Genomic DNA, 24,337 nt, shown 5'->3' with positions numbered 1-24,337 from the left:
GGCCTGCGGTAGGGTGAAGCCCGGAGGTGGGCTATGCGTGCGGTGGTGCTCAAGGGGTTTGGCGGCTTGGAGATGCTGGAGGAGCGGGACCTGCCGGTGCCCGAGCCGGGGCCGGGTGAGGTTCTCGTGAAGAACCTCGCGGTGGCCGTAAACCCCGTGGACGCCAAGATCCGGGCCGCAGGCCGTTGGGCTGGGGTAGAGCCCCCCTTTGTTCTGGGATACGACGCCGCGGGGGTGGTGGCCAAGGTGGGTCCCGGGGTGAAGGACCTTAAGGAGGGGGACGAGGTCTACTACACCCCGGAGATCTTCGGCAACCCCCACGGGACGTATGCGGAGTACACCCCGGTACCCGCGAGCCTCGTGGCGCCGAAGCCCAAAACCCTCTCCTTCGCCGAGGCGGCGGCCATTCCCTTGGCGGGGGGAACAGCCTGGGAAGGGGTGGTGCGCCGCTTGGCGGTGCGCCCCGGGGAAGCGGTCCTCGTCATGGGGGGTGCGGGCGGCGTGGGCTCCTTCGCCGTGCAGTTCGCCAAGGCGGCTGGGGCCTTCGTCATCGCCACGGCAAGCCAGGAGAACCTTCCCATGCTCGCCGAGCTTGGGGCGGACCTCGCCTTGGACTACCGGGGCCCGTGGCAGGAGGAGGTGCTCCGGGCCACGGAGGGCCAGGGGGTGGACGCCGCCGTTGAGACGGCGGGGGAGAACCTGGTGGAGCGCGTGATCCCCGTGGTGCGCCCCTTCGGCCGCATCGCCACCATCCTGCCTCCTCAGGGGAACCTTTCCGGGCTCTACACCAAGAACCAGACCCTCTACGGGGTTTTCCTCACCCGGGAGCGGAGGCGGCTCGAGGAGATGCGCCCCCTCTTTGAACGGGGCCAGGCCAAGCCGCTCCTTGCCGAGGTCCTGCCCTTCAGCGTGGAGAACCTGCGCAAGGTCCACGCCCGCATGGATTTGGGCCACGGGCGGGGGAAGATCGTCCTGACCTTCTAGGCGTAGCGGAGCCTGAGCCGCGCCGCCTCCTCCGCCAAGAGGGGGAGGCGGCTTAGGTCCACCCCCGTGGAGAGGCCCCTGGCCTCCAGGAAGGGCAAGACCCTTTCCGTGGGCAGGTTGCCCACCAGCTCGTCCCCGGCGAAGGGGCACCCCCCCACCCCCGCCAGGGCCCCTTCCAGCCAGAAAACCCCCGCCTGCAAGACCGCCTCCACCTTGGCCAAGGCCCCTTCGGGCCGGGCGTGGAGGTGGGCCCCAAGCCCCTCCGCCCCAAAGCGGGCCACGGCGGCCTCCAGGACCGTTCGGACCCTCTCCGCGTCCGCCACCCCGTAGGTGTCCGCCAGGGCGATCTCCCGCACCCCAAGCTCCCTTAGCCGGGCGATGGCCTCCAGGACCCTCTCCACGCTCCAGGGGTCCCCGTAAGGGTTGCCGAAGGCCATGGAGAGGTAGACCACCAGGCCAAGCCTTCCCTCCACCGCCCGCACCATCCCCGCCACCAGGGGCCAGGATTCGGCGATAGAGCGGTTGGTGTTCTTCCGCTGGAAGGTTTCCGAAAGGGAGAAGGGGTAGCCCACGTGGGTGAGGTTTTGGGCCGCCAAGGCCCGTTCCAAGCCCTTTTCGTTGGCCACGATGGCCAGGTAGGTGCGCCCTTCGGGGGGTGGCAGCGCCGCCAGCACCGCCTCGGCGTCTTGCATCTGGGGCACCCACTTGGGGGAGACGAAGCTGGTGAGGTCCAGGTGGGAAAACCCCACTTCCAAAAGCTTCTTCAGGAAGGCTACCTTCTCTTCGGTGGGGATGAAGCGGGAAAAGCCCTGCCAGGCGTCGCGGGGGCACTCCACCCACTTGGCCGTCATACCTGGAACACCCCCACCCGAAAGGGCTCCCGTTCCGGGTTCAAGGCGCAGGCCTCGAGGGCCTTGATGAGCCACTTCCGCGTTTCGTGGGGGAAGATTACCCCATCCACCCAAAGCCTGGCCGCGGCGTAGCGGGGGTCCAGGGTTTCCTCGTACCGCCCCTTGATGCGCTCGTAGAGCTCCTTTAGCTCCTCGTCCGAGGGCTCTTGGCCTTGGCGCCTTAGCTTTTCCACCTCCAGCTCCAAGAGGGTCTTCGCCGCCTGCGCCCCACCCATCACCGCATACCGGGCGCTGGGCCAGGCGAAGAGGAAGCGGGGGGCGTAGGCCTTGCCCGCCAGGGCGTAGTTCCCCGCCCCGAAGGAGCCCCCGAGGATCAGGGTGATCTTGGGCACGGCGGAGTTGGACACGGCGTTCACCAGCTTGGCCCCACGGCGGATAATCCCCGCCTGCTCCGCCTCCTTGCCCACCATGAAGCCGGTGACGTCCTGGAGGAAGAGGAGGGGGATGTTCATCTGGTTGACCTCGAGGATAAACCGCGCCGCCTTGTCCGCCGCCTCGGGGTAGATGACCCCGCCCACCTCGATCCGCCCCTTCTTCTTGAGGACCAGGCGCTGGTTGCCCACAATGCCCACGGGAAAGCCGCCGATGCGGGCGAAGCCCGTGACCAGGGTCTCCCCGTAGTGGGCCTTGTACTCCAAAAACTCCGAGCCGTCCACGATCCGGGCGATCACCTCCCGCAGGTCATAGGGGCGGGAGCCGTCCGGGGAGATGAGGCCGTAGAGGTCCTCTATGGGGTAGAGGGGCTCTTTGGGCTCCTTGCGCCCCTCGGCCCAGGGGGCGAGGCGGGGGGGCGGGTAGAGGGCGGCCAGCTGCCGGATGCGCTCCAAGGCCGCCTCGTCCGTGGGCTCGTAGAAGTCCACCGTGCCCGAGACCTCCGCATGCATCCTGGCCCCCCCAAGCTCCTCCGAGGATACCTCCTGGCCAATGGCCGCCTTCACCAGGGCGGGCCCTGCCAGGTAGAGCCCGCTCCCTTCCGTCATGATGAGGACGTCCGTCATCACGGGGAGGTAGGCTCCCCCGGCCACGCAGTTGCCCATGATGGCGCTGATCTGGGGAATGCCCAGGGCGGACATGCGGGCGTTTAGGTAGAAGATGCGGCCGAAATCGTCCTGGTCGGGGAAGACCTCGTCCTGCAGGGGCAGGAAAACCCCGGCGGAGTCCACCAGGTAGACGGTGGGGATGCGGTTTTCCAGGGCCATGGTCTGGGCCCGGATCACCTTCTTGGCGGTGATGGGGAAGAAGGCCCCCGCCTTCACCGTGGCGTCGTTGGCGATGATCATCCAGTCCTGGCCCGCAATACGCCCCAGGCCGGTGATGACCCCACCCGCAGGGGCCCCGCCCCACTCCTCGTACATGCCGTAGCCGGCAAAGGCCATGAGCTCGTAGAACTCCGTGCCGGGGTCGATGAGCCGCTGGATCCGCTCCCGGGCGGTGAGGCGTCCCTTTTGGTGCTGGCGCTCTATGGCCCTGGGGCCCCCTCCCTGGCGCACCTTCTCCAGGCTTTCCTTGAAGTCCCGCACCAGGGCCACCCAGGCGTCCTTGTTGGCCTTGAAGGCGGGGTTTTCCCGGTCCTCGGGGCGGAGGGCGGTTTCCAGCATGGCTTGAGTATAACGCTTTTTCGCCTAAGAGGAAAAAAGCGTGCCTTCCCGGGGTGGGGGGCAGGGGGAACCCTCCCGCTTCGCCTCCTCCGCCTGGCGCCGGGCCTCCCGGTCCACCCGGGCGTTTTCCGGGTGGCCGGCGTGGCCCTTCACCCAGTGGAAGCGCACCCGGTGGGGGGCCATGGCCGCAAGGAGGGCTTTCCAGAGGTCTTGGTTTTTCACGGGGGTTCCTTCTGCCGTTCGCCAGCCGTTTTTCTGCCACTTCTCCAGCCACCTTTCGGCGAAGGCCCGCTCCAGGTACCGGCTGTCCGTGTAGAGGTCCACCGCGCAGGGCTCCTTCAGGGCCAGAAGGCCCTCCACCGCCGCCTTGAGCTCCATACGGTTGTTGGTGGTGCAGGGTTCGCTCCCCGAGAGGAGCCTCTCCCGGCCTTCGTGGCGGAGGAGGGCTGCCCACCCCCCAGGGCCCGGGTTGCCCAAGGAAGCCCCGTCGGTGAAAAGCTCCACCCGTTTCACGCCCTATAGCCTACGCCTCTAGGGTCTTGCGCACTTCCTTGGGCGCGGGGATGCCCCCGGTGAGGAGGGTGTAGGAGGCGGCGAGGCTCACCCCAAGCCCCGCCAGGAGAAAGACCGTGGGGGCGCCTAAAGGGCCTTCCAGGGCCCCACCCAGCATGGTCCCCAGGAGGACGGCGGCGTTCATCACCGCGCCGAAGGCAGCGAAGATCCGCCCCCGCATCTCCTGGGGGGTGTTGAGCTGCAGGATGGAGCGGGCGGGGACGATGAAGGCCATGTTTAGGAAGCCGCCCACGAAGAAGGCCACCAGCACCCAGGCGAAGACGGGGAAAAGGCCCACGGAGGCCTCAAAGAGGCCAAAGAGCAAGAGGGCGAGGAGGAAGAGCCTTTCGCGGGGAACCTTGGCCAAAAGCCGGGGCAGGGCGAGCCCCCCCAGGATGGCCCCCAGGGCCATGGCCGCTTCCATGAAACCAAAGCCGGCGGAGCCCACCTGAAGCCATTTGAGGGCCAGCACCACCCCCAAGGCGGTTTCCACCGAGCCAAAGGCGGCGGCGGCGAAGAGGGTACCCACGGCCCTGCGGATGGGGGGGGTCTGCCAGAGGTGCCCCAGGCCCTCCTTGACCCGGGCGAAAAAGCCCGCCTTGGACATCTTCTCCGGCTTCAGGGAAGGAAGCCCCAGGAGGAGAAGCCCCGAGGCCAGGTAGGTGGCGGCGTCCAGGTAGAAGGCGTAGGCGGGCCCCACCGCCGCCACCAAGACGCCCGCCGCCCCCACGAAGAGGACCTCGGAGAGGCGGTCGGCCAGGAGGATCAGGCTGTTGGCCTCGTCCACCTCTTCCTTGGGCACCAGGTCCGGCACCACGGCGTTTTGGATGGGGTCGTGGAGGTCGCGGAGAAGTTCTATGAGGAAGACCAAGAGGAGGAGAAAGGGCAGGCTCTTCGCCCCCAGGAGGGGGATGAGGGCCACCAAAGGGCCCCTCAAGAGGTCCGACCAGACCAAAAGGCGTTTGCGGTCTTGGGTGTCGGCCCAGGCGGAAAGGAGGGGGGAGAAGACCACGGTGCCCAGAAGCTGCACCCCCAGGGTCAAGGAAACCCAAAGGGCGTTTTCCGTGAGGAGGTAGATGAGGACGAGAAGGGCCACCCGGTGGATCTTGCTGCCTGCTTGGGAAACCAGGTAGGCCAGAATGAGCCGGGCGAAGGCTTTGTGCCGGAGGACTTTCATAAAACCCCCTTCTCCGGGATTATACCAGATTATTCCAGCAGCTAAGGGGGCGTGACCACCAGGTACGCAAGGCGCCTTCCTTCCCGGGCCAGGACCAGATGAGCCTCCGGCAGTCGGTAAACCAGGAGGTCCTTAAGCCGTTTGGGCACTTCTCCTGCTTGGCCCACGTAGACCACGTCTTCCTTTAGGCGGAGCGAGAGGACGGTGGAGCCAAGCCTTAAGGCTAGGGGCTCCGGGGTTAAGGAAAGGAGGTGGACCTCCCCGCCCAGGGTTTCCCGGGTAGGGGGACGGCGGCCCAGGTACTCCCTGAGCGCCTCGGCTAGAGCTTTGGCCTCCTGTGGTAGCCCCAGGGCTTCGCCCACTTGGGAGAGGGCAGGGTAGGGGTCGGTAGGGCCCAAGCGCCTTAGGGTGAGATCCAAGAGCTTGCGGGCGAAATCCTGGAGGGCTTCTTCCGGCGCTTGGCGGAACTTTTCCGCAAGCTCTTTCCCGAAGCTTTGGGGTTGGAATTCCCCTTTGAGCTTGGCGGAGAGGGCGCGGAGAAGGCGGAGATAGGCGTAGTCTTCCCAGGGGGATAGGAGGAGGGTGAGGAGGCGGCCTTCCGCCAAAAGCTCGTAAAGCCTCAGGCCGCTTCGCGCCTCCAAACGGAGGTGCAAGAGGTCCCCTTCCCGCACCGCCCAGACCTCGAGGTCCTCCCAGGGGAGCACCAGGGTTTCCTCCAAAACGTGGTCCTCCCCCCCAAGGCCTAGGTGCCAGACGCCCTCCACCTGGCTGAGGGTGAGGACCAGGGGTCCTAGGGGGATGCGGCCTGGAGATAGGGGAAGGGTGAGGAGGCTTTCCTCCCCTCCACCGGGCTCGGGTACCTTGGGCCAAGGGGTTTCCCCTTGAGGCGTGGGAAGGAGGTTGAGGAGGGCGAGGACCTTTTCCGAGGCCACTTGGAAGCGGCGCTTTTCCTCTTCCAGAAGAAGCTCCCGCCGCCTTTCTTCCAAAGCCTCTTTCTTCAGGCGTTCTTCCAGGCGGGCAACTTCTTGGCTGCTTGCCCCCAGGCGCCGCGCCTCCTCCAGGGCTCGCCGCAGGGCCATAAGGTCCCGCTTGGGAGGCAGGCCGTAGGCTTCGTCCCACTCCAGGATGCGGTTCAGGAAGCGCCGGACGTAGGCCTTCGTTTCCTCGGGGGGCAAGGGGAGGTCCTCGGGGATGTGGAGGGCAGTTTCTAGGAATTCCAAAAGGAGGGCCTCCGCCACCTGAGGGTCTTCCAGATCCAAAAGGCTTTCCGAAAGGGAAGGGATGGGATGGGTGGGGACGAAGCGGGAGAGGTTAAAGTCCCGCTTGAAGCCCTCCTTTTCCCGGTAGTCCAGGTAGTTTTGCAAGAAGGCGTGGAGGAGCCTAAGCTCCTCCCGTCTGCCCGAGAGGAGGTCCTTGGCCCGGGCCTTGGCCTCCCGTTCCACCCATAGCCGCCATACCTTCTTGGCCAGGGCCTTCAGGCCGGGGGCAGTGTCGGGCGGGGCCGGGGTTTCGGGCTCCTCCGGGACAAGGGTGGGGAGCTCGGGGGGAGGTGGAGGGGGGGTGAGGCTTCCCCGGAGGGCCCGGAAGCGGGCGTCCGCTTGGCGGAAGCGTTTGGCCAGGGGACCAGGAAGGCGGGTCTGGGCCAGGAAGGCGCGGAGGGCCAAGAGGGCCTTCTTGCCTCCCTTGGGGGTGCGGCCCGCCACCAGGTCCTCCACCCGGTACTCGTATAGGTCCACCAGGTCGGCCAGGTGCTCCACGCTTCCATCCTATACAATGAGGCCGATGCGCCTGGCTCCCCGGTTCAGCGTGGCCGCCGTGTCCCACGTGGGCCGTCGCCAAAACAACGAAGACTTCCACCGGGTTCTTAGGCTGGAGGTCCCTCAAGGAAACCTCTTGCTTTTGGCGGTGGCGGACGGGATGGGGGGCTTGGAGGCGGGGGAATGGGCCAGCAAGGTGGCCATCGAGGCCTTGTCCGAGGCGGTGCGGGCCTACGCCGAGCACCTGCGCACGGGCCGGCCGGCGGTGGGGCTTCCCAAGGTCATGGAAAAGGCCTTCGCCTTGGCCCAGAAACGGGTAGAGAAGGAAGCGGAAAAGCCTGGGCGAAAGGGGATGGGCACCACCCTCACCGCCTTCCTCTACGCCGACTGGCTCAAGGAAGGGGTGGTGGGGCATATCGGGGACTCCCGGGCCTACCTCTTGGGGCTTGGGGGGCTTAGGCGCCTGACGGAGGACCACTCCTGGGTGGCGGAGCGGCTTAAAGAAGGCATTCTCACCCCCACCGAGGCCGAGCGCCATCCCTACCGCCATGTCCTTACCCGGGCTTTGGGTTTGCCCGAGGCCCGTTTCGACCTCATTCCCGTGCGCCTGGCCCCGGGGGAGGGGGTTTTGCTGGCCACGGACGGGCTTTACGGGCTGGTGCCCGAGGTAGAGTGGAAGCTGGGGAAGGACCTGCAGGGGAGCCTCGAGGCCCTCCTGGCCGAGGCCCTTCGCCGGGGCGGGGACGACAACGTCACCGCCGTGGCCTTGCGGGTGGAGTGATGCAGGGGCTTTTGGCCTTCCTCTTGGTCCTCCTCACCGCCCTTTTGGCGGTGCGGCTTTCCCCGTGGCCGCTTTTTCTCCTCCTCGCCCTCCTTGCCGGAGCAGGGGTGGCCACGGGGGTTAGGGCGGAGGTGGCCCTGCCTTGGCTTCTCCTCGCCTTGGGGGCCTTGGCGGCCCCCCGGGTCTACCTGGGGCCGAGGCGGAAGCCCGCCCGCCGCCTGGCCAAGGCTGCCAAGCGGGAAGGGCCTAAGACCACGGAGGAAACCCAGGCCCTTTCCCAGCGCTACGAAATCCTGGAAAAGGTGGGCGTGGGGGGCATGGCCACCGTCTACAAGGCCAAGGACAAGAAGACGGGTCGCCTCGTGGCCCTAAAGGTGCCCCAGGAGCGCTTTGTGGGTGACCCCCGGTTCGTGCGCCGCTTTCACCGGGAGGCGGAGGTCTTGGCCAAGCTGGACCACCCCAACATCGTCAAGGTCTACGATCACGGCCAGGTGGATGGGGTCCACTTCATCGCCATGGAGTTTTTGGAGGGGGAGGGCCTGGACAAACTCATCGAGGAAAGACGTATAAGCCTTCCCCAGGCCACCGCCATCCTGGCCCGGGTGGCGGACGCCCTAAAGCACATCCACGCCCAGGGCATCGTCCACCGGGACATCAAGCCGGGGAACATCATGGTCCTGAAGGGGGCCCTTCGGGAAAACGGGGTGGACCCCCGGGGCGTGCGCCTCATGGACTTCGGCATCGCCGCCGGCAAGGTCTTGACCCGGCTCACCATCACCGGGGCCCGCATCGGCACCCCCGTCTACATGAGCCCGGAACAGGCCAAGGGGCAGAAGCTGGACCACCGCTCGGACATCTACTCCCTGGGCATCGTGCTCTACGAGGCCCTCACGGGCCAGCCCCCCTTCACGGGCGGGTATGAGACGGTGATCCACCAGCAGATCTTCCAGGTGCCCACCCCGCCCAAGCAGCTGAGGCCCGAGATCCCGCAGGCCCTTTCCGACCTGGTTCTGAAGATGCTGGAGAAGGACCCCGCCAAGCGGCCCAGCCTGGACGAGGTGATCCGGGGTCTCGAGGGGCCTTGGGAGGAGGAAAAGGGCCTGCCCCACCCCGTCTACCTCCTCCTGGGGGTGGAGGCCAAGAAGGGGAGCGTGCGCCTTTTGGACCTAGAGGGCACCGCCGCCAGGCTCATCTCCGGCATCGGCTCCGCCCCCGGCCATTTCTCCGCCCCCCCTCTTTCCGTGGCCGCCGACCCGAAGGGGGGGATCTGGGTCTCCGTGTTCGAGCACGGGGCCAAGCTCCTCCACCGCTTCGCCCCGGAAGGGGAGCTTCTTCTCTCCACCGGGCCTTACGGGATGAAGCCGGGGGAGTTCCTCTTCCCCGCCTCCTTGGCGGTGGCGGACGGGGCCCTTTACGTTTTGGACGCCGAAACCGCCACCATCAGCCGCCTGGACCTGGAGGGGCGGTACCAGGGGCGGTTTGGCGGGCAGGGCCCTGGACGGGGCACCTTCCAAGACCCCAAGGCCCTGGTGGCGGCGGGGGGGTTTCTCTTCGTCCTGGACTACGGCAACCGCCAGGTGCAACGCCTAAGCCTCGAGGGGCGCTACCTCTCCCGCTACGCCTTCCGCCGCGCTAAGGAAAGCGAGGAGCTCAGGCTCCTGGGGGGCGTGGGGGCGGACGGGGAGAGGATTTACCTCTACGACGTGGAGGCGGCCAAGGTGCGGGTGGTGAACCTTTCGGGCAACCTCCTCGCCTCCTGGCCCTTGCCCCTGTTGGAAGGGGAAGACGCCCGGAGCCTGGTGGAGCTTCTGCCCTTTGAGGGCGTCCTCTACGCCGCCCGCCGGGGGTCGAGCCGCCTCCACCGCCTGGACCTCAGAACCGGGGAGGCGCTTCCGCCCCTAGAGGTGTACGCCCCGGTGCGGGCCTTGGCCCTTTGGCGGAACCCGGCATGAGGGTCTTGGTGGTGGAGGACGATCCTGGGGTGCGGGAGGCCTTGGCCTTAGGGCTTTCCCTGGAGGGGCACGAGGTGAGGGCGGTGGAAACCCCCAAGGAGGCCCTGGCCTTTTTGCCCTGGGCGGAGGCGGTGGTCCTGGACATCCTCCTGCCGGAAGGGGACGGGTTTGCCCTCCTCAAGGAGATCCGGGCCCGCTCCGAGGTGCCGGTGCTCATGCTCACCGCCTTGGATGCGGTGGAGTGGCGGGTGAAGGGCCTGAGGGAGGGGGCGGACGATTATTTGGTGAAGCCCTATAGCCTCCAGGAGCTTTTGGCCCGCCTCGAGGCCCTTAGGCGGCGGGCGCAACGGCCCGAGGAGGTCTTGGCCTATAAGGAGCTCCGCCTCTACCCGAGGCGCATGGAGGCCTACCGGGGAGAGCGGCGGCTTAGCCTTTCCCCCAAGGCCTTCCTCCTCCTCAAGGCCTTCCTGGAGGCCCCCGAGGAGGTGCTTTCCAAGGAGGCCCTGATGCTCAAGGTCTGGGGCGAGGTGGTGGAGCCTGCCACCTTGGAGGTCCACCTTTCGGCCCTCAGGAAGGCGTTGGGAGAGCCTAACCCCATCCAGACCCTCCGCGGCTATGGCTACCGCCTTTTCCTCCCTTAGGGGAAGGCTTTTTGCCCTCCTCTTCCTGGCCCTTTTGCTCCTGGCCTTTCCCCTCGCCCTCCTCTCCGCCAAGGAGGCGGAGCGGGCGGCCACGGAGGACCTCAGGCGGGCCCTTTTCACCCGGCTTTTCCTCCTCAAGGAGGAAGGCCCTAAAGAAGAGGCGGCGCTTTTGGCGGAGCTTTTCCGCTTGGGCCAGGTTTTCGGGGGCGGGGTGGGGTTCGTGGTGGGGAAGGAGGTGCGCTCCACGGAGCTTGCTCCCTTGGCCCTTCCCCCCGCCCTCCCCCAGGCCTTGGCCGAGGGGCGGGCCTACCAGGGGGTGTGGCGGGGGGTGCTCTACGTGGCCCTGCCCCGGGAGGGCGGGGGGTTCGGCCTGGCGGTGCCCCTGGAGGGGGTGGCGGGGCTGGGGCGGCGCCTCCTTCTCCTCTACGCCACCTGGGGGGGTGGGGTGCTCCTTCTGGTCTACGCCTTGGCCGCCTTGGGGTTTTCCTGGGCCTTGAGGCCCCTAAAGGAGCTCGCCCGCACCCTCAAGGACCGAAGCCCTCAGGACCTTTCCCCTCTGCCCAGGCCTCCTTTGGCGGAGCTCGAGCCGGTGGTGGAGGCGATGAACGGCCTCCTCGCCCGGGTGCGGGCGCTTCTGGAAGAGCTTTCCGAGAAGGAAGCCCTGGCCCGCCGCTTTGCCCGCCACGCTTCCCACGAGCTCCGGAACCCCTTGGCCGCCCTGAAGGGGTACCTGGAGGTTCTAGCCCGCAAGGGGGAGCCCAAGGCCCTGGAGGGGGCCCTGCGGGAGGCGAGCCGCCTCGAGGCCCTTCTTTCCGGGCTCCTGCGCCTCTCCCAGGTGGAGGCCACCCCCTTGCGCCTCCAGCCCGTAAGCCTCGCCGCCTTCCTGCGGGAGCGGGGGGTGGAGGGGGTGGGGGAGGCCGAGGTCCTGGCGGACCCCGAGCTCTTGGCCCTGGCGGTGGAAAACGTCTTGGAAAACGCCCGCCGCCACGGCAAACCCCCGGTGCGGGGGGAGATCCTGAGGGAGGGCCAAGGGGTGTGGCTTTGGCTTGTGGACCAGGGGCCGGGCTTTCCGGAAAGCCTCCTCCCCCGGGTCCTGGAGCCCTTCGTCCACGGGGGGCGGGGCACGGGGTTGGGGCTCGCCTTGGTGGCGGCGGTGGCCCGGGCCCACGGGGGGAAGGCGGTGGCGGAGAACCGGGGTGGGGCGGCGGTGGGGCTTTACCTGCCTTTGGCCTCGCTTAAGGTTTCCCCCGCTGCGGGCTTTGGGGAAGGGGGCTAGGCTTCAGGTGGGAGGTGATGGAAATGCGGAAAGCGGTCTTCGGGCTACTTCTTCTGGCGGGCCTGACTTTGGCCCAAGGGGCGGACTACCGGCAGATTGCCCTGGCTGCTGGGGCCCTTGCCCGGCTCCAGGCGGTGGCCCAAGGCGTTCAGGGCGAGGCCAAGCTCCTGGACTGGGCCAAGGCGGTGCAGGCCCGGGCGGAAAAGGACTTTGCGGATAAGGCCTACTTCAAGGCGGCCCGGGAGGCCCAGGCGGCCCTGTTCCTCTACCGGGCGGCCCAAGGGGAGCCCCAGGTGAGGGCGCCCGCCCGCATGGGGTTCCACCCCGGCCACGGGCCTCGGGACTGGGGGTGGAGGGGTAGGGCGGTGCCCCAGCTGGCGGAGCGGGCGAGGCGCGCCGTGGACCGGGCGGAGAAGGAGCTCGCCTACTACCGCGCCCAGGACGCCTTGGTGAAGGACCTGGTGGCGGAGGCCAAGGCCCGGCTGGAGAAGGAGCCCGGTAGGGCCCTCCTCCTGGCCCAGGCCGCCTTGGCCCTGGTCTCGGCGGAGCGGGGCTTTTAGATGCGCGGGCTCGCCCTTCTCCTCCTCTTGGGCCTGGCCTGGGCCCAAGGAGGGGAGGAGCGGGCCCTCGCCCGTTGCCTCGAGGTGGTGCGGGCCCTAGAGGTCCAGGCCCTTTACCGGGAGGACGGGGTAGTCCTGGTCCTTTTGGGCCGGGAGCGCCCCTTCCTCCTTCTGGCCCTGGAGGGGGGAAGGCCCATGCCCCATGCGGGCCCTCCCCGGGGCCGCCCCATGGGCAGGCGCCCCCTTCCCTTCCTCCGGGAGCTCACCCTGGCCCGCTTCGTGGCGGTGGGGGAGAAGGAGTACCGCTGCTTCGTCCTCCACCGGGGGCGGGTGGTGGGGGTTTTGCGCTTGGCAAAGGACTTTTCCCTCTTGCCCTTGGAAGGGTTTTCCCCTTGAGTAAACTAAGGCCCTATGAAGCCGGGCCTCTATCCCGTGGTGGGGCCCCCGGCTTCGGGGAAGACCACCTGGGCCCTGGAGCTCGCCCTAGAAGCCCTTGGGCGGCGGGAGCGGGTGTGGTGGGTGGGGCTTCCCCACCAACGGGCCTACGTTTACCGCCTCCTGGGGCAAAGGGGGGCGTTTTTGGGCCTGGAGTTCCTCTCCTTCCAGGCCCTCTACTACCGGGTGGTGGCGGAAGCGGGGAGGCTTGGGCCCCCCCTGCCGGGGGCGGGGCGGGTGGCCTTGGTGGCGGAGGCCTTGCGGACCCTCTTCGGCCCCCAGGTGGCCCCGGGGGAAGCCCGCCTCTTCGCCCGGGCCATCGCCGAGCTGAAGCGGTTTGGCCTCTCCCCCTTCGCCTTGCCCAAGGAGGGGGAGGCGGGGCGGCTGAGGCGGGTGTACTTCCTCTACGAGCGCCTCAAGGGGAAGGCCCTGGACTATGACGATTTCCGCCGCCTGGCGGGGAAGGTGCCCTTGAGGCTTTTCCCCAGGCCGGGCCTGGTGGTGGTGGACGGCTTTCGGGAGATCGGTCCCTTGGACCTGCGCTTCCTCCGCCGCCTGGCCCGGGAGGTGCCCGTGCTCCTTACCCTCGAGCTTCTGCCCGAGGGGCTAGAGCCCCTAAAGGTCCTTTCCCCAAGGCCCCTACGGCGCCAGGTCCTGGCCCTGGCCAACCCCGTGGAGGAAAGCCGCCACCTCCTTAGGGCCCTGAAGCGGGCCCTGGCCCCGAGGGCGCTGGGCGGGGAGGGCTTGGCCCCGGAGGAGGTGCTGGTGGTGGCCCCCGAGGGGCGCATCCCTGGGCTTCTCCTTTTGAAGGACGAGTACGGCCTTCCCCTAGTGGACGGCAGGGAACGGGCCTTGGCGGACACGGAGGAGGGGGAAAGGGTCCTCGCCCTCCTCAACCCTTTCCCCACGGGGCGGGACCTCCTGGCCCTGGGGTTTTCCGCTTTGGGCCGGCGTGCCTTGCGCCTGGGCCTGGCGGGGGAGGAGGCCATAAGGGCCTTGGCGGAGCGGGAAGGGTTGCAGCAAGAGTGGCAGGCCTTTTGCGCCCTAAGGGCCCCCGGGGAGGACGCCTTGGCCTGGGGGGAAGAGGTCCTGGAGCGCCTTGGGGTTTCCGCCAAGGAGCCTTTCCTCTCCCGGCTCCGCCTGGCCTTGCGGGTGGACCGGGCCAACCCCCTTTCCTGGTGGCGAAGCCTCCTCTTGGACGAAACCTTGCCCCCCGAGCCAGAGCGGGGCGTGCCCCTCCTTCCCCCCCTTCGGGCCACAGGGGTGCGGGCCCGGCGGGTTTACGTCCTGGAGTGGCTCGCTGGGCGGTACACCCTGGAGGAGCGGGAAGACTACTTCCTCCTGGAGGAGCTTAGGGAAGAGGGGCTTCTCAAGGGGCTTCCCAAGCGGCTTCGGGGGCTAGACCCCCTCTTCCAGGAGGAGATGGCGAGCCGGGGGGAGGAGGTCTTCCTCCTCTACCCGGAGGCGGGGCCCTCGGGGCCCTACGTGCCCTTGGCCAAGGGGGTAAGGCCCGAGCCCTTGCCCCCGGCGAGCCTCATGGAGGCGTTACCCCACGAGCCCTTCCGGGCGGAGGATCCCACCACCCAGGCACCCCCGCCCCACCTCGAGGCCCTCCGCCACTATTTGGAATGCCCTTTCCGGGCCTACGCCCTGCGCTTTGACCTCCAGGAAGGGGACGGGGCCACGGGCTGGCACCTCCTGCCCAAGGAGCTAGAGCGCCTAAGGGAAGACCCCCAGGTGGGCCCGTGGCTTTCCGCCCACGGGGCGCACCTGGAGGGGATGAGGTTTTGGGTGCCTTGGCCGGGCCGGCGCTTCGCCCTGCGCCTGGACGGGGTGCGGCGGGAAGGGAAGACCCTGCACCTCTACCGCCTCCTGCCCCCAGGGAAGGAACCCGACCTGAGCCCTAAAACCCGCTGGACCGAGTGGTACGCCTTGAAGGTTCTCCTCGCCCGGGGGGATGTGGCGGAGGTGCGGCTTTGGGTCTGGCCCTGGCTGGGGGCCCCCAAACCCCACCGCAAGACCCCTTACCGCCCCGGGGATACCCTTTCCCCGGCCCAGGAGGTGGAGGAGAGGGTGGAGGCGGCCTACCAGGAATGGGCTAAGGGCGTCTTTCCCCCCAGGCCCGGCGCCCACTGCTACCATTGCCCCTTGACCGACGTCTGCCGGAAGGAGGAAGCGTGAAGCTCTATGTGGCCTCGGCGGGCACGGGGAAGACGCATACCTTGGTGCAGGAGCTTTTGGAAGGGCTCCGCAAGGGGGTGCCCCTAAGGCGCATGGCCGCCCTCACCTTTACCCGCAAGGCGGCGGAGGAGCTGAGGGGAAGGATCCTGGAAGCGCTGGCCCACCTGGGGGACGAGGCGGCGAGGCGGGAGGCCTATGGGGCGGTTTTCACCACCATCCACGGCTTCATGGCCGAGGCCTTGCGCCACACCGCCCCCCTCCTCTCCTTGGACCCCGACTTCGCCCTTTGGGACGAGTTCTTGGCCGAGGGGGTGTTCCTGGAGGAGGCGCGAAGCCTCCTTTACCTAAAGGGGCTTTCCCCGGGCTGGGAGGAGCCCCTCCGGGCGCTTTACCGAAAGCGCTCCTTGGCGGAGGCCTTTTGCCCTGCGGAAGGGGAGGAAAATAGGAGGTTCCTCGCCCTTTACCAGGAGGTGCTGGCGGGCTACCGCCGCCGAACCTTGGAGGCCCTGGGGCCCGGCGACCTCGAGGCCCTGGCCCTCCGCTTGGTGGAAAACCCCCGCGCCCTCGCCCGCTTGGTGGAGCGCTTCCCCCATCTCTTCCTGGACGAGTACCAGGACGTGAACCCCCTGCAGGCCCGCTTTTTTGAGGCCCTGGAGAGGGCGGGGGCCAGGCTTGTGGCCGTGGGGGACCCCAAGCAGTCCATCTACCTCTTCCGCAACGCCCGGGTGGAGGTCTTCCGCCAGGCCCTGGCCCGAGCGGAACGGCGCGAGCTCAAGGAAAGCCGCCGCCACGCTAAGGAGGTGGCGGCCTTCTTGAACCGGCTCCTGGACCTCTTCCCCGAGGCGGAGCGGGTGCCCCTGGTGCCCTTGCGGGAGGAGGAGGGGCGGGTGGAGGTGCACTGGGTGGTGGGGGAGGGCGAGTTGGAGGCCAAGCGGGCCTTTGAGGCCCGGCTTTTGGCCGAGCGGCTTCTGGCGCTTGCGCAAGAGGGGGTACCCTTCCGGGACATGGCCGTCTTGGTGCGAAGCCGCACGAGCCTACCTCCCCTGGAAAGGGCCTTTCGGGCCCTGGGGGTGCCGTACGTGGTGCGGCGGGGGCGGAGCTTCTTCACCCGGCCCGAGGTGCGGGACCTCTACCACGCCCTCCGGCTTTCCCTGTTGGAAGGCCCTCCCTCCCCACCCGAGCGGCTTTCCCTCCTGGCCTTTTTGCGGGGGCCCTTCCTGGGGCTCAACCTGGGGGCGGTGGAGGAGGCCTTGCGGATGGAAGACCCCCTGCCCCACCTGCCCCAGGAGGCCAGGGCCCGCCTGGCCTGGCTCAAGTCCCTGGCGGGGAAAAGGCCTTTGGAGGCGCTCAAAGCCCTGGCCCAGGACGAAGTCTTCCTCAAGCGGCTTGAGCCCAGGGCCCGGGCCAACCTGGACGCCCTTTTGCTCCTCGCCGCCCGGGAGCGCTTCCCGGACCTCGAGGCTCTATTAGAATGGCTACAAATGAGAGCCCAAGACCCCGAGGCCGGGGAGCTTCCCGAGGGGGGCGAGGGGGTGAACCTCCTCACCGTCCACGCCGCCAAGGGCCTGGAGTGGGCGGTGGTGGCGGTCTTTGACCTGGCCCGGGGGGAACCTCCGGACCGGGAGCCCCTCTTGGTGGGGGAGGGGGGAAAGGTGGCCCTGAAGGGCACCCCGGGCTACGAGCCCCTGGCCATAGCCCTAAAGAAGGCGCAAAAGGAGGAGGCTTTCCGCCTCCTCTACGTGGCTCTTTCCCGGGCTAGGGACGTCCTCCTCCTCACGGGAAGCGCCTCGGGGCGCCCCGGGCCTTGGGCGGAGGCCCTTTGGGATTTGGGCCTAGGGCCCGATGGGGAAGACCCCCTGGTGCGCCGCCACCCCCTAAGCCCCCTCCCCCGGGCCTTACCCAAGGGGAAGGGGAACGGAGAAGGCCCAAACCCCGCCCCCTATGCCGCCTGGCACCTGGCGCCGAGCCCCTTGCCCAGGGTCTACTCCCCAAGCGCCCTCCGCAAGGACGAGCCTCGGCCCCTGGCGGAGGCTTTGGAGGGGGAGGTGGCCTCGGAATACGCCCGGGCCCTGGGTACCCTGGTCCACTACGCCATCGCCCGGGACCTGGACCCTGAGGACGAGGCGGCCATGGAAGCCCTCCTCCTCCAGGAGGTAGCCTTCCCCTTCCCCGAGGAGGAAAAGGCGGCGCTTCTTTCCGAGGTCAAAGCCCTCCTTTTGCGCTACTGGGCGCTTTTGGGCCAGGCCCTTCCAGCCCTTGCCGCCCGGGACGAGGACCACCCCGAGCTCCCCTTGGTCCTTCCCCTGGGGGGCACCGTCTGGTACGGGGTCCTGGACCGCCTCTACCGCATGGGGGAGAAGTGGTTCCTGGACGACTACAAGACCGACCAAGCCCTGCATCCCGAGGTGTACCGCTTCCAGCTCGCCCTCTACGCCGAGGCGGTGCGGCAGGCCCTGGGGGTGGAGGCGGAGGCCAGGCTCGTCTACCTGCGGCATGGGAAGGTCCACCCCTTTCCCCCAGAGGCCCTGCGGGAGGCCCTCAGCCAGATGCCAAAGGAAATCCCCCCGGGGTGAGCCGGGGGGAGGGAAGGGCAACGCCTAGCGCTTGGAGTACTGGGGCGCCCGGCGGGCCTTGTGCTTGCCGTACTTCTTCCGTTCCACCATGCGGGGGTCGCGGGTGAGGAAGCCCAAGGGCTTGAGCTTGGCGCGGTAGTCGGGGTTGTACCGCAGAAGGGCCCGGGCCACCCCCAGCTTGATGGCGTCGATCTGGCCGCTCTTGCCGCCCCCTGTCACGGTGATGTAGGCGTCAAAGCGGCCCAAGGCGTCCACCACCCGCAAAGGCTCCAGGGCCGCCACCGCCCGCACGATGCCCTGGAAGTAGTCCTGGAAGTCCTGGCCGTTCACGGTGACCTTGCCGCTTCCGGGCCTGAGGAAGACCCGGGCCACCGCCTCCTTGCGCCTTCCGGTGCCGTAGTACTGCTCCATCACTTGACCTCCAGCTTCTGGGGCTTCTGGGCCTGGTGGGGGTGGGTGGGTCCGGCGTAGACCTTAAGCCGCTTGAAGAGCTTCCGCCCCAAGGGGCCCTTGGGAAGCATCCCCTTCACCGCATGCTCCAGTACCCGCTCGGGGTGGGTGGCGAGCATCTTCTCCGCCGGGATCTCTTTAAGACCCCCCTGGTAGCCGCTATAGCGGGTGTAGATCTTCTGCTTGAGCTTCTTCCCCGTGAGGCGGATCTTGTCGGCGTTGATCACCACCACAAAGTCCCCCATGGCCACGTTGGGGGTCCAGTCGGGGCGGTGCTTGCCCCTAAGGAGGGTGGCGATCTGGGTGGCGAGCCGCCCTAGGGTCTTGCCCTCGGCGTCGATCAGAACCCAGCGGGGCTCAATTTCCTTCGGCACGTACGTTTGCATGACCAGGGCCCTCCTCAAGTTCTTGCCGGGGGATCGGGGGACCCCGCAAGAACGCCAAAGAAGACTCTACCACAAACCAAGCCCTTCCGCCAGATGTGGTAGGCTAAAGTCCCGTGAGCGGGGTTTCCGATAGCCCAACAAGGCCCAGGAAGTACGTGTTCGTCACCGGAGGGGTGGTGTCCAGCCTGGGGAAGGGGATCCTCACTTCCTCCCTGGGGGCTCTGTTCCGGGCCCGGGGATACCGGGTCACGGCCATCAAGATTGACCCCTACGTGAACGTGGACGCGGGCACCATGCGCCCCTATGAGCACGGGGAGGTCTTCGTCACCGCCGACGGGGCGGAAACCGACTTGGACATCGGCCACTACGAGCGCTTTTTGGACATGGACCTCTCCCGGGGGAACAACCTTACCACCGGCCAGGTCTACCTCTCCGTGATCCAGAAGGAGCGCCGGGGCGAGTACCTTTCCCAGACGGTCCAGGTCATCCCCCACATCACCGACGAGATCAAAGACCGCATCCGCAAGGTGGCGGAGGAGCAGAAGGCGGAGGTGGTGGTGGTGGAGGTGGGGGGAACGGTGGGGGATATAGAAAGCCTCCCCTTTTTGGAGGCCATCCGCCAGTTCCGCTTTGATGAGGGGGAGGCCAACACCTTTTACATCCACCTCACCCTGGTGCCTTACCTGGAAACTAGCGAGGAGTTCAAGACCAAGCCCACGCAGCACTCCGTGGCCACCTTGCGGGGGGTGGGCATCCAGCCTGACGCCGTCGTTCTGCGCTCCGTGAAGCCCGTGCCCGAGGAGGTGCGGAACAAGGTGGCCCTCTTCACCAACGTGCGCCCCGGGCACGTTTTTTCCAGCCCCAACGTGGAGCACCTCTACGAGGTCCCCCTCCTCCTGGAGGAGCAGGGCCTGGGCCGGGCGGTGGAGCGGGCCTTGGGCCTCGAGCCCGTCTTTCCCAACCTGGCCTTCTGGCAGGAGGCGGTCCGGGTCCTAAAGCACCCCGAGCGCACGGTGCGCATCGCCGTCGCTGGGAAGTACGTGAAGATGCCGGACGCCTACCTTTCCCTCCTCGAGGCCCTCAAGCACGCCGGCATCAAGAACCGGGCCCGGGTGGAGGTGAAGTGGGTGGACGCCGAGGCGCTGGAGGCGGGGGATTTGGACGAGGCCTTCGCCGACGTTGCCGGCATCCTGGTTCCTGGGGGCTTTGGCGTGCGGGGGATTGAGGGGAAGGTGCGGGCGGCCCAGTACGCCCGGGAGCGCAAGATTCCCTACCTCGGCATCTGCTTGGGCCTCCAGATCGCCGTGATCGAGTTCGCCCGGAACGTGGCGGGGCTAAAGGGGGCCAACTCCACCGAGTTTGACCCCTACACGCCCCATCCCGTCATCGACCTGATGCCCGAGCAGCTGGAGGTGGAGGGCCTGGGCGGGACCATGCGCCTGGGGGACTGGCCCATGCGCATCAAGGAGGGCACACTCCTCCACCGCCTCTACGGCAAGGAGGAGGTCATGGAGCGCCACCGCCACCGCTACGAGGTGAACCCCCTTTACGTGGACCAGCTGGAGCGGGCAGGGCTCGTCATCTCCGCCACCACCCCGGGGATGCGGGGCCGAGGCGCAGGGTTGGTGGAGGCCATCGAGCTCAAGGACCACCCCTTCTTCCTGGGCCTCCAGAGCCACCCCGAGTTCAAAAGCCGCCCCATGCGCCCCTCGCCTCCCTTCGCTGGCTTCGTGGAGGCGGCCTTGCGCCAGTTGGGCTAGCGGAGGAGGCTTGCAAACTGCCGGGCCACCCGGCCGGAAAAGCCCTTTTGCAGGGCAAAGCGGAGGGCTTCCTCCGCTTCCCCTTGGCTCAGGGGGCGGCCCAGGTGGTGGGCCACCGCCTGGAGGTAGAGCCCCTTGTCGAAGGGGGGGAAGGTGAGGACCAGGCCGAAGCGCTCGGAAAGGGCCAAGGTGTCCTGAAGGGCATCCCAGGCCTCGGGGGCCTCGCCCGGCAAGGGGTTTTCCCCCAGGCGGCGCACCAGGTGGCGGCGGTTGGAGGTGGCCAGGAGGAGGACGTTTTCCGCCGCCCCCTCGAGGCTTCCCTCCAAAAGCGCCTTGAGGTGGTGGAAGGCCTCGTCCTCAGGGTCCAGGGAGAGGTCGTCCAGGAAGAGGAAAAAGCGGTGAGGCAGGGAGGCCAGGGTTTCTAGCAGGGTTTCCAGCCGGAAAAGGGCCTTGGGCTCCACCTCCACCATGCGGGCCCCTTCCAGGTGCAATAACCCCTTGGCGGCGGTGCTTTTCCCCGTGCCCCGGGCCCCGTAAAGGAGGGTGTGGAGGGCGGGCTTGCCTGCCAAGAAGCGGCGGGCGTTTTCCTCCAGGGCTTGGCGTTGGGCTTCATAGCCCAAAAGCTCCCCGGGCCGGGGCAGGCGGGGGGAGGGGAGAGGGTGGAGCTCCCCGTCAAAGCGGAAGGCGCGGTGCAGGGTGAAGGGCCAGGGCCCGTGGGCCTTTAGGACCGCCGCCATGGCCTCCGGATCGCGGGCGAGGAGGGCCTTAAGCGCCCCTTCCTCCGCTGGGTGGGGCGGGCGCTCCCCCAGGCTTCGCAAGGGGTATTCCTGGCGGAGGCGCTCCAGCTCCAGGTAGAGGGCCTCGAGGTCTAGCCGGATCAGGTCCAAGATCCCCGGGGTGGCCCTCAGGGCCCGGAAGGCCCAAGGGGCCTTGAGGAGGCTTTGCGCCAAGGCGTAGCCCCAGGGCTCCCCTTGGGGAAGGTCCAGGGGCAAAAGGTCCAAGGGGGTCTTGGGGTGGTCCATAGCGACCATAATACGGAAGCCCCCGGGTTTCCCCGGGGGACCTTGGTGGGCCGCACAGGACTCGAACCTGTAACCCACCGATTAAGAGTCGGTTGCTCTACCGGTTGAGCTAGCGGCCCAAACGCCAAAAGCTAGTGTAGCCCCCCCTTTTGCCCCTGTCAATAGACGTAGAGCAGCGCCCGCCCGGTCGCCACCTCGATCCGGACCGCCCCCAAGGCCTCGTTCTCCAGGGTGCGGGTGGTGGCCTTTAAGTGGGTCAAGGGGAGGTTCCAGCGAGCCCCTTCCAGGGTCAAGGTGGCCTCGGGAAAAGGGAGGAGGCTAAAGGGGGTGCCCGCCGCTAAGGGAAAGGCGTGCGTCCCGGGAAGAAGGGGGTAGGCCCAGGTAAGCCCGTCGGTGAGGGCCACCTTGACCCCTTCTTCCGCCAGGGAAAAGGAAAGGGCCAGGTGGGCCAGGGTGTGGTCCAGCCTCCCCCCAATCCCCCCGAGCAAAAGCACCTCCCCCGCTCCCAGGGCCAAGGCCTTTTGCAGAAGGGCTTCCCCGTCGGTCAGGTCCTTTTCCCGGGGCAAGGCCTCCTTGGGGGAGGGCAGGGCGGACTGCAGCCAGGGGGGGCTTGAGTCAAAGTCGCCAAGCCAGACCTCTGGGGTGAGCCCTAAGGCGAGGGCGTGTCTTCCCCCCGAGTCCGCCGCCAGGAGGCGGTGGCCTTCCAGCCTCGCCTTGAGGGCCTCCGTCACCAGCAGGGGGCCTCCTAAGAGGAGGGCGAAGCGGTTCATCCCTCCAAGGCTACCGCCTGGGCCAAGTCCAGGTGGAGCCCCACCTCGTCCCCTTCCTTTGGGCCCTCCTCCGCTTCCAGGTAAAGCCTCACCCCCCGGACCTGCACCCATAGCCCCACCCGGTTCCCGTAGAACAGCCGTTCCTCCACCACCCCTGCCCATCCCCCGCCCAGGCGCAAGGCCCGGGGAGGAAGGAGGTGAAGCCTGGGTGGGAGCCCTAGCCGCAGGCTCTCCTCGAGGCCAAGCAGGTTCTTGTGCCCGAGGAAGCGGGCGGTCCAGGCGTCTTTGGGCCGGGCGTAGACCGCTTCCGGCGTGCCCACCTGGACGAGCCTCCCTTCCCGTAGCACCGCCACCCTTTCCGCCAGGAGGAAAGCCTCCTTTTGGTCGTGGGTCACCAAGAGGGTGGTGACGCCTTCTTCCCGCAGGGTCTTGCGGAGGAAGAAGAGGAGCTCCTCCCGCAGCCTAAGGTCTAAAGCTCCCAAGGGCTCGTCCAGGAGGAGGAGGCGGGGCTTTGCCGCAAGCGCCCTGGCTAAGGCTACCCGTTGCTTTTCCCCTCCCGAGAGGGCCTCGGGCCGCTTGCGGGCGTGGGGGGAAAGCTCCATGCGAAGGAGGAGCTCCCCCACCCTTTCATCCCGCCGGGCCTTGGGCCAGCGGGCCTCCACCAGGGGAAAGGCGATGTTCTCCGCCACGCTGAGGTGGGGGAAGAGGGCGTAGTCCTGGAAGAGAAAACCCACTCCCCGCTTTTCGGGGGGGAGGGGGGTGAGGTCCAGGGGGCCGAAGCGCACAAAGCCTCCATCGGGAGGGAGGAGGCCGGCGATGAGCCTGAGGAGGGTGCTCTTCCCGCTGCCGGAAGGCCCGAGGAGGGCGAGGACCTCGCCCTCTTGGACCTCGAGGGCCACCTCCAGGTGAAAACCGGGGAAGCGCTTTTCCAGGGTAAAGGCCAGCACCCCCCCATTAAAGCAAGGCCCGGGGCCTTTCGGCCCCGGGCACACCAGGTTCCTTACTTCAGGCCCAGCTTCTTACGCTCCTCCAGGACCTGCTGTGGGGTGAGCTTCTTATCCCGCAGGGCCTTGACCTCGGCCGGGGTGAAAGGCTTAAAGCCCTGTACCTTCTTGTCGTCGCCCCAAGCCGTGGCGATGTGGTTGAGGAGGGCGGCGATTTCCTCGTCCTTGAGGCCGTTATAGGCAGGCATGGCCCCGTTGTACTTCATGCCCTTGACCTCGATCTGCCCCTGGAGGCCCCAGAGGAGCACCTTGATCAGGTACTCCCGCCCTCCCTGCTTAGCCAGGATCTCCGCCACGTGGCCCGCCAAGGGAGGGAAAGCTCCCGGGATCCCTTGGCCGTTCGCCTGGTGGCAGCCCGCACACTGGGCGTAGAGCTTGGCGCCGTCCGCCTGGGCTAAGGCCAGGCCGCCGAGGAGGAGGAAAACCATAAAGGTCCGTTTCATCTTTACCCTCCGGGGTATAGGGTAGTTTGTCCCTTTGGTTTGGTCAAGGGTCAAGGCTTTAGTTTTCCTTTAGCGGGGGGTAAGGCCCAGCTTGGCGTGCGGGGTAGCTTACCCCTTAGCCGGTAAAAAGATAGGGTATAATGTGATAGGATGTTCAAAATAGTGTAGTTAGGGACTTGATTTTTCGCTGACAAACTTGGTAAGGTACAAATGTCCTCGGGTGTACCCGGGTGGTGTAAGGTGATGTACGCATACAGGGTACTTTGGATGATCCTCCTGAGCGTGGCGCTAGCGGCGCCGGACTTCGGGCGCTGGTATCCCTTTCCCCAAGCCCAGGCCTTGGCTCAGGAGCACGCCCGGGTGCTCATGGTGTACTTTCACAGCGCCCACTGTCCCTACTGTGAGCAGATGAACACCTTTGTTCTCTCCGACCCTGCGGTGAGTCGCCTTTTGGAAGAGCACTTTGTGGTGGCCTCCGTGGGCACAGATACCCTGGAGGGGCAAGACCTGGCCCGGCGCTTCCGTGTACCGGGCACTCCTACCTTTGTCTTCCTCGCCCCCCGGAAGGGGGCGTGGGAAGAGGTGGGTCGGCTTTTTGGCAGCCGGCCCCGGGCGCAGTTCTTGAATGAGCTGCGCCAGATATGCGCCAAAGGAGGTGCGTGTGAATAGGCGAGCGTTTCTGAAGACGACCGGAGCGGCCCTTTCCGCCCTCGCCGTGGCGGGGCTACCCGCCATGGCCCAAGGGTTGGAAGGCGAAGACCTGGCCCACCTGGAAAAGGCCTTGCAGGAGACCCTGGGCAAGGGCTTTAAGGACCTCACCCCCTCTAACCTGGTTAAACTCACCATGCCGGCCATTGCGGAGAGCGGGGCCAACGTGTCCGCCGAGGTGGAGGTGAGCCTGCCCGCAAACCAGGTGAAGGTTATCCATCTTTTCGCCGATAAGAACCCTACACCCCACATCTCCGCTTACATGCCCATTAAGGCTGAACCCTACTTCCAAACGCGGATCCGTTTGGCGGAAACCTCGGCCGTCCGAGCCGTGGTGGAAACCACCGACGGCAAGCTACTTTTGGCCTCAGCCAGCACCCGCGTGACCGTGGGGGGCTGCGGTTAAGGAAAGGAGG

Annotated in this window: 23 protein-coding genes and 1 tRNA gene; 12 read left to right on the top strand and 12 right to left on the bottom strand. The window is 67.5% G+C overall.

Features of this window, described 5'->3' with window-relative positions; translation table 11 throughout:
• Positions 1-33 precede the first annotated feature (33 nt).
• Positions 34-984, top strand: a complete 951-nt coding sequence (locus tag ABXG85_RS04695) for a zinc-binding dehydrogenase (RefSeq protein ID WP_353512569.1) — start codon at positions 34-36, stop codon at positions 982-984.
• On the opposite strand, the gene ABXG85_RS04690 is transcribed toward ABXG85_RS04695, so the two are convergent.
• Genes ABXG85_RS04690 through ABXG85_RS04670 form a run of 5 tightly spaced genes read right to left on the bottom strand, consistent with a single transcriptional unit; the run spans position 981 to position 6,979 of the window.
• Positions 981-1,835: a hydroxymethylglutaryl-CoA lyase gene (locus ABXG85_RS04690; RefSeq protein WP_353512568.1), complete on the bottom strand. Its 855-nt coding sequence runs from the start codon at positions 1,833-1,835 to the stop codon at positions 981-983. The two genes, ABXG85_RS04695 and ABXG85_RS04690, sit on opposite strands and share 4 nt — an antisense overlap.
• Positions 1,832-3,493, bottom strand: a complete 1,662-nt coding sequence (locus ABXG85_RS04685; protein WP_353512567.1) for an acyl-CoA carboxylase subunit beta — start codon at positions 3,491-3,493, stop codon at positions 1,832-1,834. Before ABXG85_RS04685 ends, ABXG85_RS04690 begins: the two co-directional genes overlap by 4 nt.
• A 24-nt stretch (positions 3,494-3,517) precedes the next feature.
• On the bottom strand, positions 3,518-4,006 hold the full coding sequence (gene rnhA / locus ABXG85_RS04680) for a ribonuclease HI (protein ID WP_353512566.1): 489 nt from the start codon (positions 4,004-4,006) through the stop codon (positions 3,518-3,520).
• 10 nt (positions 4,007-4,016) lie between these two features.
• Positions 4,017-5,222, bottom strand: coding sequence for an MFS transporter (locus tag ABXG85_RS04675; RefSeq protein ID WP_353512565.1), 1,206 nt, complete (start codon positions 5,220-5,222; stop codon positions 4,017-4,019).
• Between the two features lie 41 nt (positions 5,223-5,263).
• Positions 5,264-6,979: a hypothetical protein gene (locus ABXG85_RS04670; RefSeq protein WP_353512564.1), complete on the bottom strand. Its 1,716-nt coding sequence runs from the start codon at positions 6,977-6,979 to the stop codon at positions 5,264-5,266.
• Positions 6,980-7,004: 25 nt separating this feature from the next.
• Between ABXG85_RS04670 and ABXG85_RS04665 the strand changes: the two genes are divergently transcribed.
• From ABXG85_RS04665 to ABXG85_RS04630, 8 genes are read left to right on the top strand one after another with little or no spacing between them, the layout of a single operon-like run.
• A complete protein-coding gene (locus tag ABXG85_RS04665) occupies positions 7,005-7,760 on the top strand; it encodes a PP2C family protein-serine/threonine phosphatase (protein WP_353512563.1) in 756 nt (251 codons plus the stop codon).
• Positions 7,760-9,712 (top strand): protein kinase domain-containing protein, encoded by a 1,953-nt coding sequence (locus ABXG85_RS04660; protein ID WP_353512562.1) that lies wholly within the window; start codon positions 7,760-7,762, stop codon positions 9,710-9,712. Before ABXG85_RS04665 ends, ABXG85_RS04660 begins: the two co-directional genes overlap by 1 nt.
• Entirely contained in the window at positions 9,709-10,353 is a 645-nt protein-coding gene (locus tag ABXG85_RS04655) for a response regulator transcription factor (protein WP_353512561.1), read from the top strand. The genes ABXG85_RS04660 and ABXG85_RS04655 overlap by 4 nt, the downstream gene beginning before the upstream one ends.
• The gene (locus ABXG85_RS04650; protein ID WP_353512560.1) at positions 10,328-11,629 is read left to right on the top strand and encodes a sensor histidine kinase; all 1,302 of its coding nucleotides are present in this window, start codon (positions 10,328-10,330) and stop codon (positions 11,627-11,629) included. Before ABXG85_RS04655 ends, ABXG85_RS04650 begins: the two co-directional genes overlap by 26 nt.
• A 23-nt stretch (positions 11,630-11,652) precedes the next feature.
• Positions 11,653-12,189 carry a hypothetical protein gene (locus tag ABXG85_RS04645; RefSeq protein WP_353512559.1) on the top strand — a complete coding sequence of 179 codons (537 nt, stop codon included), beginning with the start codon at positions 11,653-11,655 and terminating at the stop codon, positions 12,187-12,189.
• A complete protein-coding gene (locus ABXG85_RS04640) occupies positions 12,190-12,585 on the top strand; it encodes a hypothetical protein (RefSeq protein ID WP_353512558.1) in 396 nt (131 codons plus the stop codon).
• A 15-nt stretch (positions 12,586-12,600) separates the two neighbouring features.
• The gene (locus ABXG85_RS04635) at positions 12,601-14,805 is read left to right on the top strand and encodes a PD-(D/E)XK nuclease family protein (protein ID WP_353512557.1); all 2,205 of its coding nucleotides are present in this window, start codon (positions 12,601-12,603) and stop codon (positions 14,803-14,805) included.
• On the top strand, positions 14,802-17,378 hold the full coding sequence (locus tag ABXG85_RS04630) for a UvrD-helicase domain-containing protein (RefSeq protein WP_353512556.1): 2,577 nt from the start codon (positions 14,802-14,804) through the stop codon (positions 17,376-17,378). The genes ABXG85_RS04635 and ABXG85_RS04630 overlap by 4 nt, the downstream gene beginning before the upstream one ends.
• A gap of 24 nt (positions 17,379-17,402) precedes the next feature.
• On the opposite strand, the gene rpsI is transcribed toward ABXG85_RS04630, so the two are convergent.
• Entirely contained in the window at positions 17,403-17,789 is a 387-nt protein-coding gene (gene rpsI / locus ABXG85_RS04625; RefSeq protein WP_039458497.1) for a 30S ribosomal protein S9, read from the bottom strand.
• Positions 17,789-18,214: a 50S ribosomal protein L13 gene (gene rplM / locus ABXG85_RS04620; RefSeq protein WP_353512555.1), complete on the bottom strand. Its 426-nt coding sequence runs from the start codon at positions 18,212-18,214 to the stop codon at positions 17,789-17,791. The genes rpsI and rplM overlap by 1 nt, the downstream gene beginning before the upstream one ends.
• 113 nt (positions 18,215-18,327) lie before the next feature.
• Between rplM and pyrG the strand changes: the two genes are divergently transcribed.
• Positions 18,328-19,974 carry a CTP synthase gene (pyrG, locus tag ABXG85_RS04615; protein ID WP_353512554.1) on the top strand — a complete coding sequence of 549 codons (1,647 nt, stop codon included), beginning with the start codon at positions 18,328-18,330 and terminating at the stop codon, positions 19,972-19,974.
• On the opposite strand, the gene ABXG85_RS04610 is transcribed toward pyrG, so the two are convergent.
• The 5 genes from ABXG85_RS04610 to cycA form a co-directional block, all read right to left on the bottom strand.
• A complete protein-coding gene (locus ABXG85_RS04610) occupies positions 19,971-20,996 on the bottom strand; it encodes a DUF815 domain-containing protein (RefSeq protein WP_353512553.1) in 1,026 nt (341 codons plus the stop codon). The genes pyrG and ABXG85_RS04610 overlap by 4 nt on opposite strands.
• 43 nt (positions 20,997-21,039) lie before the next feature.
• Positions 21,040-21,115, bottom strand: a tRNA-Lys gene (locus ABXG85_RS04605).
• A gap of 39 nt (positions 21,116-21,154) precedes the next feature.
• Positions 21,155-21,766, bottom strand: a complete 612-nt coding sequence (locus tag ABXG85_RS04600) for a thiamine diphosphokinase (protein WP_353512552.1) — start codon at positions 21,764-21,766, stop codon at positions 21,155-21,157.
• Positions 21,763-22,713 carry an ABC transporter ATP-binding protein gene (locus ABXG85_RS04595; protein WP_353512551.1) on the bottom strand — a complete coding sequence of 317 codons (951 nt, stop codon included), beginning with the start codon at positions 22,711-22,713 and terminating at the stop codon, positions 21,763-21,765. The genes ABXG85_RS04600 and ABXG85_RS04595 overlap by 4 nt, the downstream gene beginning before the upstream one ends.
• A 53-nt stretch (positions 22,714-22,766) precedes the next feature.
• Entirely contained in the window at positions 22,767-23,213 is a 447-nt protein-coding gene (gene cycA, locus ABXG85_RS04590; protein ID WP_353512550.1) for a cytochrome C-552, read from the bottom strand.
• A 267-nt stretch (positions 23,214-23,480) separates the two neighbouring features.
• Between cycA and ABXG85_RS04585 the strand changes: the two genes are divergently transcribed.
• Both ABXG85_RS04585 and soxY read left to right on the top strand, forming a co-directional pair.
• Positions 23,481-23,882, top strand: coding sequence for a SoxW family protein (locus ABXG85_RS04585; protein WP_353512549.1), 402 nt, complete (start codon positions 23,481-23,483; stop codon positions 23,880-23,882).
• Positions 23,875-24,327, top strand: coding sequence for a thiosulfate oxidation carrier protein SoxY (gene soxY, locus ABXG85_RS04580; RefSeq protein WP_353512548.1), 453 nt, complete (start codon positions 23,875-23,877; stop codon positions 24,325-24,327). Before ABXG85_RS04585 ends, soxY begins: the two co-directional genes overlap by 8 nt.
• The last annotated feature ends 10 nt before the right edge of the window (positions 24,328-24,337 follow it).

This window comes from Thermus sp. LT1-2-5 (assembly GCF_040363165.1).
GTDB lineage: Bacteria > Deinococcota > Deinococci > Deinococcales > Thermaceae > Thermus.
This window is presented reverse-complemented; position numbering and strand designations above follow the sequence as displayed.